At 70.2% G+C, this 6730-nt stretch carries 6 protein-coding genes; 1 reads left to right on the top strand and 5 read right to left on the bottom strand.

What is annotated here, in order from left to right; translation table 11 throughout:
* The 3 genes from ACFWVE_RS28455 to ettA form a co-directional block, all read right to left on the bottom strand.
* Positions 1–687: hypothetical protein (locus ACFWVE_RS28455; RefSeq protein ID WP_384019833.1), on the bottom strand; the 687-nt coding region annotated here is incomplete at its 3' end.
* The gene (locus tag ACFWVE_RS28450; protein ID WP_384019831.1) at positions 684–1130 is read right to left on the bottom strand and encodes an acyl-CoA thioesterase; all 447 of its coding nucleotides are present in this window, start codon (positions 1128–1130) and stop codon (positions 684–686) included. The genes ACFWVE_RS28450 and ACFWVE_RS28455, both read right to left, overlap by 4 nt.
* A 4-nt stretch (positions 1131–1134) precedes the next feature.
* Complete coding sequence (gene ettA, locus ACFWVE_RS28445) at positions 1135–2799, bottom strand: energy-dependent translational throttle protein EttA (protein WP_384019828.1); 1665 nt, start codon at positions 2797–2799, stop codon at positions 1135–1137.
* A gap of 327 nt (positions 2800–3126) precedes the next feature.
* Here ettA and ACFWVE_RS28440 point away from each other — a divergent pair, with 327 nt between their 5' ends.
* Positions 3127–3771 carry a dihydrofolate reductase family protein gene (locus ACFWVE_RS28440; protein WP_384019825.1) on the top strand — a complete coding sequence of 215 codons (645 nt, stop codon included), beginning with the start codon at positions 3127–3129 and terminating at the stop codon, positions 3769–3771.
* Between the two features lie 498 nt (positions 3772–4269).
* On the opposite strand, the gene ACFWVE_RS28435 is transcribed toward ACFWVE_RS28440, so the two are convergent.
* Together ACFWVE_RS28435 and ACFWVE_RS28430 are read right to left on the bottom strand one after the other, a co-directional pair.
* Complete coding sequence (locus tag ACFWVE_RS28435; protein WP_384019822.1) at positions 4270–5640, bottom strand: Cys-Gln thioester bond-forming surface protein; 1371 nt, start codon at positions 5638–5640, stop codon at positions 4270–4272.
* A gap of 333 nt (positions 5641–5973) precedes the next feature.
* A complete protein-coding gene (locus ACFWVE_RS28430) occupies positions 5974–6537 on the bottom strand; it encodes a single-stranded DNA-binding protein (RefSeq protein WP_384019819.1) in 564 nt (187 codons plus the stop codon).
* Positions 6538–6730 lie beyond the last annotated feature (193 nt).

The following is a 6730-nucleotide window of genomic DNA, read 5'->3' as shown; positions in this document are numbered from 1 at the left end:
GCGCACGCTGAGCCCCAGCGCCCCGGATCCCGCCCGCCGCAGGGCGATCGAACCGTAGGGCGTGCGCAGCCGCAGCCACGCGCCCGAGGCGAGCAGCACAGGCTCACCGTCCGCGCCGGCGGTCCCGGCCGCCCGCAGGAACCCCAGCGACTGGGCCGCGTGCACGGCCCGCACCGGGAGGTCGGTCCGGGCGACCGTGCGGGACCAGATCTCCCGTCCGATCCGGTCGAGTTCGGCCCGGGTACGCGACTCGGGCGCCAACTCTCCCGTGCGCGCCTTGAACTCGGTGACCGCGGCCGCGACGAGCGCCCGCAGGGCATCCGGTGCGGGCAGCCCCGGTTCGGCCGTCCGCCAGCCCTTGCGCGGGGGCAGCACCCCGGCCCAGGGCGGCCCGGTCACCGCGCCCGGCACGGCGGCGGTGGCAGCGGCCTCGTCCACCGATTCCAGCAGCTCACCGGTGGACACGGTCACGTCCAGGGCGACCTCGAGACCGTCCTCGTACGGCTTGGCCAGCCGTACGGCGCGGATGGCCAGCACCTCGAAGGAGGGCGGCCGGCCGAACACCGCGAGTGCGGTGCCCGACGCCTGGAGGCGCACCGCGGCCCCACGGTCGTAGTGGAGCAGCCGGGAGAGGAAGGCCGCGAGGTCCGCCGCCTCCCTCTCGTCGGCGAGGTGGAGCACCGTCATGCCGCGACGGCCTCGTCCTGATCGGTGCCGTCGGCGGCGTCGCTCCCGCTGTCGCCGTCGTCCGTGTACTCCTGGAGGAACTCCCGCTCCTCCTGGGTGATGCGGCGCGGACGCTGCGCCTCGAAGTCGAACGGCACGATCACCGTGGACGCGCGGACGTAGACCTGGTCGCCGTCCTTCACCTCGTAGGTGAGGGTGAAGGACGCGGCCCGTATCTCCGTGACCCACAGCTCGATGTCCACGGGCGCGTGCCGGTGGACGAGCTGCCGCTTGTAGTCGATCTCGTGGCGCGCCACCACGGACCCCTGCTGGAAGTCCTTGTCCGGGCGGAACAAGAAGTCGATACGGGCCTCCTCCAGATACCGGAGGAAGACCACGTTGTTGACGTGGCCGTACGCGTCCATGTCCGCCCAGCGCAGCGGGCAGCGGTAGATGTGCCGCAAGAGATCAGCCCCGGGTCAGCTTCTTGTAGGTGGCGCGGTGCGGGCGCGCGGCGTCCGCTCCGAGCCGCTCGATCTTGTTCTTCTCGTACGACTCGAAGTTGCCCTCGAACCAGAACCACTTGGACTCGCCCTCGTAGGCGAGGATGTGCGTGGCGACGCGGTCCAGGAACCACCGGTCGTGGGAGATGACCACGGCGCACCCGGGGAACTCCAGCAGCGCGTTCTCCAGGCTGCCGAGGGTCTCGACGTCGAGGTCGTTGGTCGGCTCGTCGAGGAGCAGCAGGTTTCCGCCCTGCTTGAGGGTGAGGGCGAGGTTCAGCCGGTTGCGCTCACCGCCGGAGAGGACACCGGCGGGCTTCTGCTGGTCCGGGCCCTTGAAGCCGAAGGCGGAGACGTACGCCCGCGAGGGCATCTCGACCTGGCCCACGTTGATGTAGTCGAGCTCGTCCGACACGACCGCCCACAGCGTCTTCTTGGGGTCGATGTTGGCGCGGGTCTGGTCCACGTAGGAGATCTTGACGGTGTCGCCGACCTTGATCGCCCCGGAGTCGGGCTCCTCGAGGCCCTGGATCATCTTGAACAGCGTGGTCTTGCCGGCGCCGTTCGGACCGATGACGCCGACGATCCCGTTGCGCGGCAGCGTGAAGCTGAGGTCGTCGATGAGGACCTTGTCGCCGAAGCCCTTGCTGAGGTTGTTCACCTCGACGACGATGCTGCCCAGCCGCGGACCCGGCGGGATCTGGATCTCCTCGAAGTCCAGCTTCCGCATCTTGTCGGCCTCGGCGGCCATCTCCTCGTACCGGGCGAGACGGGCCTTGGACTTGGCCTGGCGTCCCTTGGCGTTGGAGCGGACCCACTCGAGCTCGTCCTTGAGGCGCTTCTGCCGCTTCACGTCCTTGGCGCCCTCGACCTTGAGGCGGGTGGCCTTGGTCTCGAGGTACTTGGAGTAGTTGCCCTCGTAGCCGTGCAGGCGGCCGCGGTCGACCTCGCAGATCCACCCGGCGACGTTGTCCAGGAAGTACCGGTCGTGGGTGACGGCGACGACGGTGCCCTCGTACTGGGCGAGGTGCTGCTCGAGCCAGTTCACCGACTCGGCGTCGAGATGGTTGGTGGGCTCGTCGAGGAGCAGCAGGTCGGGCGCCTCGAGCAGCAGCTTGCAGAGCGCGACGCGGCGCTTCTCACCACCGGAGAGGTTGGCGACGGGCCAGTCGCCGGGCGGGCAGCCCAGGGCGTCCATGGCCTGCTCGAGCTGGGCGTCGAGGTCCCAGGCGTTGGCGTGGTCGAGCTGCTCCTGCAGCTTGCCCATCTCGTCCATGAGCGCGTCGGTGTACTCGGTCGCCATCTGCTCGGCGATCTCGTTGAACCGGTCGAGCTTGCCCTTGACCTCGGCAACACCCTCCTGGACGTTCTCCAGGACGGTCTTGTCCTCGGTCAGCGGGGGCTCCTGGAGCAGGATGCCCACGGTGTAACCGGGGGTGAGGAAGGCATCGCCGTTGGACGGCTGTTCCAGCCCTGCCATGATCTTCAGAACGGTCGACTTACCGGCACCGTTCGGGCCGACGACACCGATCTTCGCCCCCGGATAGAAGCTCAGGGTGACATCGTCGAGGATCACCTTGTCGCCGTGCGCTTTGCGCGCCTTGCGCATGGTGTAAATGAACTCAGCCAAGAGAAACCGTCCGGCAGCTTGAAACTGGCAGTGGGCAGATACACCCCATCTTGCCGCACCGCCACCCCTGGGACGAAACGCGTTCGGCCCGGGGGCTGTGACCTGGGGGTTCACTGCCGACGATGACGGCCCGACGGTCACCGTCGGTCGCTATCGGTCGGCCTCGGGGAGCCTCGGACGCCCCTGGGACGGCCGGATCGGGCGGGCAGGCCGGGCCGGCCTGCCCGTGCGCACGGCCAGGGTGCACCCACCATCGGGCCCCGCATCCGATGAGTTTTCCCGGCCCGGCAGGTCTCACCATCGTTGTCGACCACACAGGAGGAACACGTGGCTCAGTTACTGAGGGTCCAGAACTTCAACGTCTCGAGTGACGGGATCGGTGCCGGTGAGGACCAGACCCTCGAGAAGCCGTTCGGTCATGTCGAGCCCGAGAGGCTGTTCGCCTGGGCGGGTGCCACGGCGAGCTGGCCCATGCGCACCGACCCCGGGGGGAGCCGGGGCCTGGACGACCACCTCACGCGGGACTACGCGCGCAACATCGGCGCCGAGATCATGGGCCGCAACAAGTTCGGGCCCCAGCGCGGGCCCTGGAACGACCATGAGTGGCAGGGCTGGTGGGGTGACGAGCCCCCGTTCCGCACCCCGGTGTTCGTCCTGACCCACCACAAGCGTCCTTCGCTCACGCTTTCCGACACCACGTTCCACTTCGTCGACGGCGACCCGGCCACGGTCCTCGGGCAGGCCCGGGAGGCGGCGCAGGGCAAGGACGTACGGCTCGGCGGCGGGGTCACCACCATCAGGCAGTTCCTCGACGCCGATCTCGTCGACACCCTGCACGTGGCGGTCTCGCCGGTGAAGTTCGGGTCCGGACTACGACTCTGGGAGTCCCCCGATGAGTTGCTCGACCGGTTCCACCTGGAGGTCGTTCCCAGCCCGAGCGGGGTGACGCACCACCTGTTCTGGCGGAAGTGACCGGTCCTCAGAGCCGGCCCCGGTCTGCTGTGCGCCTCCCGGGACTGCCCTGAGCCAGGCCGTCGAGTCGTGCTGCGGGCGGTCGGCCGAGCCCGTCCGCCCGCAGCACGGGCCGCGAACCGCGAACCGCCCGGACGTGCCGGCCCCGCCGTTCCTCCGGACCGAGCAGGAGGAGTCTGCTCAGCCGCACGCCACCACCATCGCGGCGATCCTCGTGTGCCACCGCGGACCCGTCGGACGAAAGGGGATCCCACACCTCCCGAATCGACGTCAGGTACGTCTGTGAGCACGTCCGCCGTCAGTGCGGATTCGACACCCACTGGTTCATGAACTACCGGGAAGGCTGCTGACCGGACCCGGATGCTCGGCGCCTACCGGCACCGAGCAGGGCGACCACTCCGGTCCGCATCACAGGTGATCGTCCACTACGGCGATGCACAGACCTCGCTCGCGGTAGGGATCATTCCCAGGATCCGCGTCCCGTCGCGGGGATCTCCCTCAGCGTTTTGCGGCTGTCTCGCGCTGGCGGGTGACGACCAGGGCCGTTCCGCCGAGGACGACCAGGGTGATGGCGGTGCCGACGATCCAGGGAGCGGCGCCGGTGGCGCCGGTGGCGGCGAGGTTGACGTCGTCGGACCCGGCCACCACGGGGGTGGGGGTGGGGCCGCTGAGGGTGTGGACGTCGACGCCGGTCTCGGCGGCCTTGGTCCGGCAGTCGAGCATGCCGGTGAACCGCTTCTCGAAGCCGTCCGCGCCCTGGGCCGTGAAGTCGTACGTCCGGTCCTCGGCCACCGGGACCGTCACCGTGCGGGTGGCGCCCGGCTCCACGGTGTACTCGCGCTCGGCGAGTTCGAAGGTGAAGGGCTCGTCGTCCTGGTTGGTGGCGATGACGTCGACGCCGCCCTCGGCGCAGTTCTTCCGGGCGGACATCGCCGGTATCGCGCCCTGCTCCGCCCAGGTCGCGCTCGCCGTCGCGGAGACCGTCGAGGTGCTGGAGCCGGCCAGGATCTGCGTCTGGCTGCGGCTCTCGGAGGCGAACGCCCGGCCGACCGGCACCGTGGTCGAGGCCTGCGCGGTCACCTGGACCGTGCCCGCGGGCGCGTCCTCGGGTATCTCGAAGAACACCTCGGTGCCGTCCACCGCGGTGATGACCGGCAGGCCGTCCGCGTCCAGGATCCGGACCCCGCTCGTGGTGGCGTCCGCCGGCGGCGACACCGTCACACTGCCCGCGTCCGTACGTACCGTCACCGGGCCGAGCAGCTCGCCGGGGCGTCCGGAGACGGCCGGCGGGTCCAGGGCCAGCGACGCCTGCGGCTCCGGCTGGGTGCGCGCGTTCTTCTCCAGGTAGTCCGCGAGCTGTTCCGCCTGCGGGTCGACGGCGTCCACGTCCACGTCGTCGGAGTAGCGCCAGATCGCCACCTGCGTGCCGGCCGCCGCGTCCTGTTCGGTCAGCTCACCCCGGACGCCCGCCCGGTCGGCGAGCGCCGCGAGGTCGTTCACCTGGGGGTAGGAGTTCCGCAGGATCCAGTGGATCCTGCCGGCGTCCTCGTTGGCGCCCAGCGAGGTACCGCTCCAGGCGGTCTCGTGGTACTCGGCGTCCGTCTGCGTGGGGGTGTGGATGTCGACGCAGTACGTCTGCAGCATGCCGCCGCCCTCGACGGACATCTCGAACAGCCCCGCCGACACCTGCTGGTCCCCGGCGGCGCCGCGGATCACGGCCTCGCCGTACGTCTTCAGACCCTCCACGGTCGCGGCCGCTCCGCCCTCACCGCGCGTCGTCCCGTCGTCGGCGGCCACCGTCCCGGCGCCGGCCAGCACACCGGCGGCGACGCATCCGGACACCAGCGTCCCGGCGGCAAGACGTCTCACCGGCCCGAACCCGCGTACGGACAACGCCGAGAACCCAGAGGACGCAGCAAACACCGATTTCCCTTCCGAGCGGGACCCGTTGACATCGGGGACGGTTCCCACCAGCAGAATCACCGACCCCGAGAACCCCGGGAGCCATGCCCGGCATCCTAAGTACGCCGCGAACCGCGCCTGCCGATGATCAGGTCGGAGGCCTGATCCGACGTGGAATCGTTATCGCCGAGGTGTGTACGAGCAGGGCTTGTCGATAAACCAACTCGGGATCCTTTGGTGCGGATGGGATGATAGGCCTCACTTCGTTCAGCTCTGCCACCGAGGGCCGGACCGGCGACATCACGTCACCATGGCTGGTTCCGGCATCTGGTGGGCGTCGGCGACAGGCTCGGACCCGCCGGACACACCTGCTGCTTCCGCCCGTTCGGCTGCCTCGACTGCCTCGACTGCCTCGACTGCTTCGCCCGGCTCGTCCGGCTCGCCCGGTGGCCTGGTCTCCCACGTGGGCTCCGGCCGGTCCGGGGAGCCATGTGGCCGGTCCGGTCGGCCCGCGCGGCGGAAGGCCGCCGTGCCCCGGGCCAGGTCGTGGCCGATCGCCACCGCGTCGATGTCCGCCGAGGTACGGCCCTGCTGACCCTCGCGTGTCTCCGTGCGCACCTTCAGCCGCCCCTGCACGATCACGGGTTCGCCCACCGACAGCGAGGCCGTGGTGTTGGTGGCGAGCTGGCGGTTGGCCCACACCGTGAAGAAGTTGGTGTGTCCGTCCGCCCACATGGCCTTGTCCCGGTTCCAGTACCGCGACGTGACCGCCAGCCGGAACCTCGCCACCGGCCCGGACGCCGTCTCCCGGAACACCGGCTGCGTCGCCACGTTGCCCACCGCGCAGATCATCGTCTCGTTCATCGCGCCTGCCTCCCCCGCCCGGACGCCGGTACCGGCCGCCGGACGGATACGCGTACGGGCCCGTCCCGTACGGCTGTGCGTCAGACTGCCGCGGTCGGGCCGGGCCCGCTGAAGCCTGTGGACCACCGCCGGTCCGTGGACAACTCCGCCACCCGTACGAGTGGCCCTGCAGTGCCTTCTGGCCCTGCAGAAG

It is taken from the genome of Streptomyces sp. NPDC058632 (genome assembly GCF_042717095.1).
Lineage (GTDB): Bacteria > Actinomycetota > Actinomycetes > Streptomycetales > Streptomycetaceae > Streptomyces.
The sequence above is the reverse complement of the archived record's forward strand: the minus strand, read 5'-3'. Positions and strand labels throughout refer to the sequence as shown.

Coding starts and splice junctions, on each gene's coding strand:
- ACFWVE_RS28430 (WP_384019819.1), bottom strand. CDS start 6,537: ATGAACGAGACGATGATCTGCGCGGTGGGCAACGTGGCGACGCAGCCG.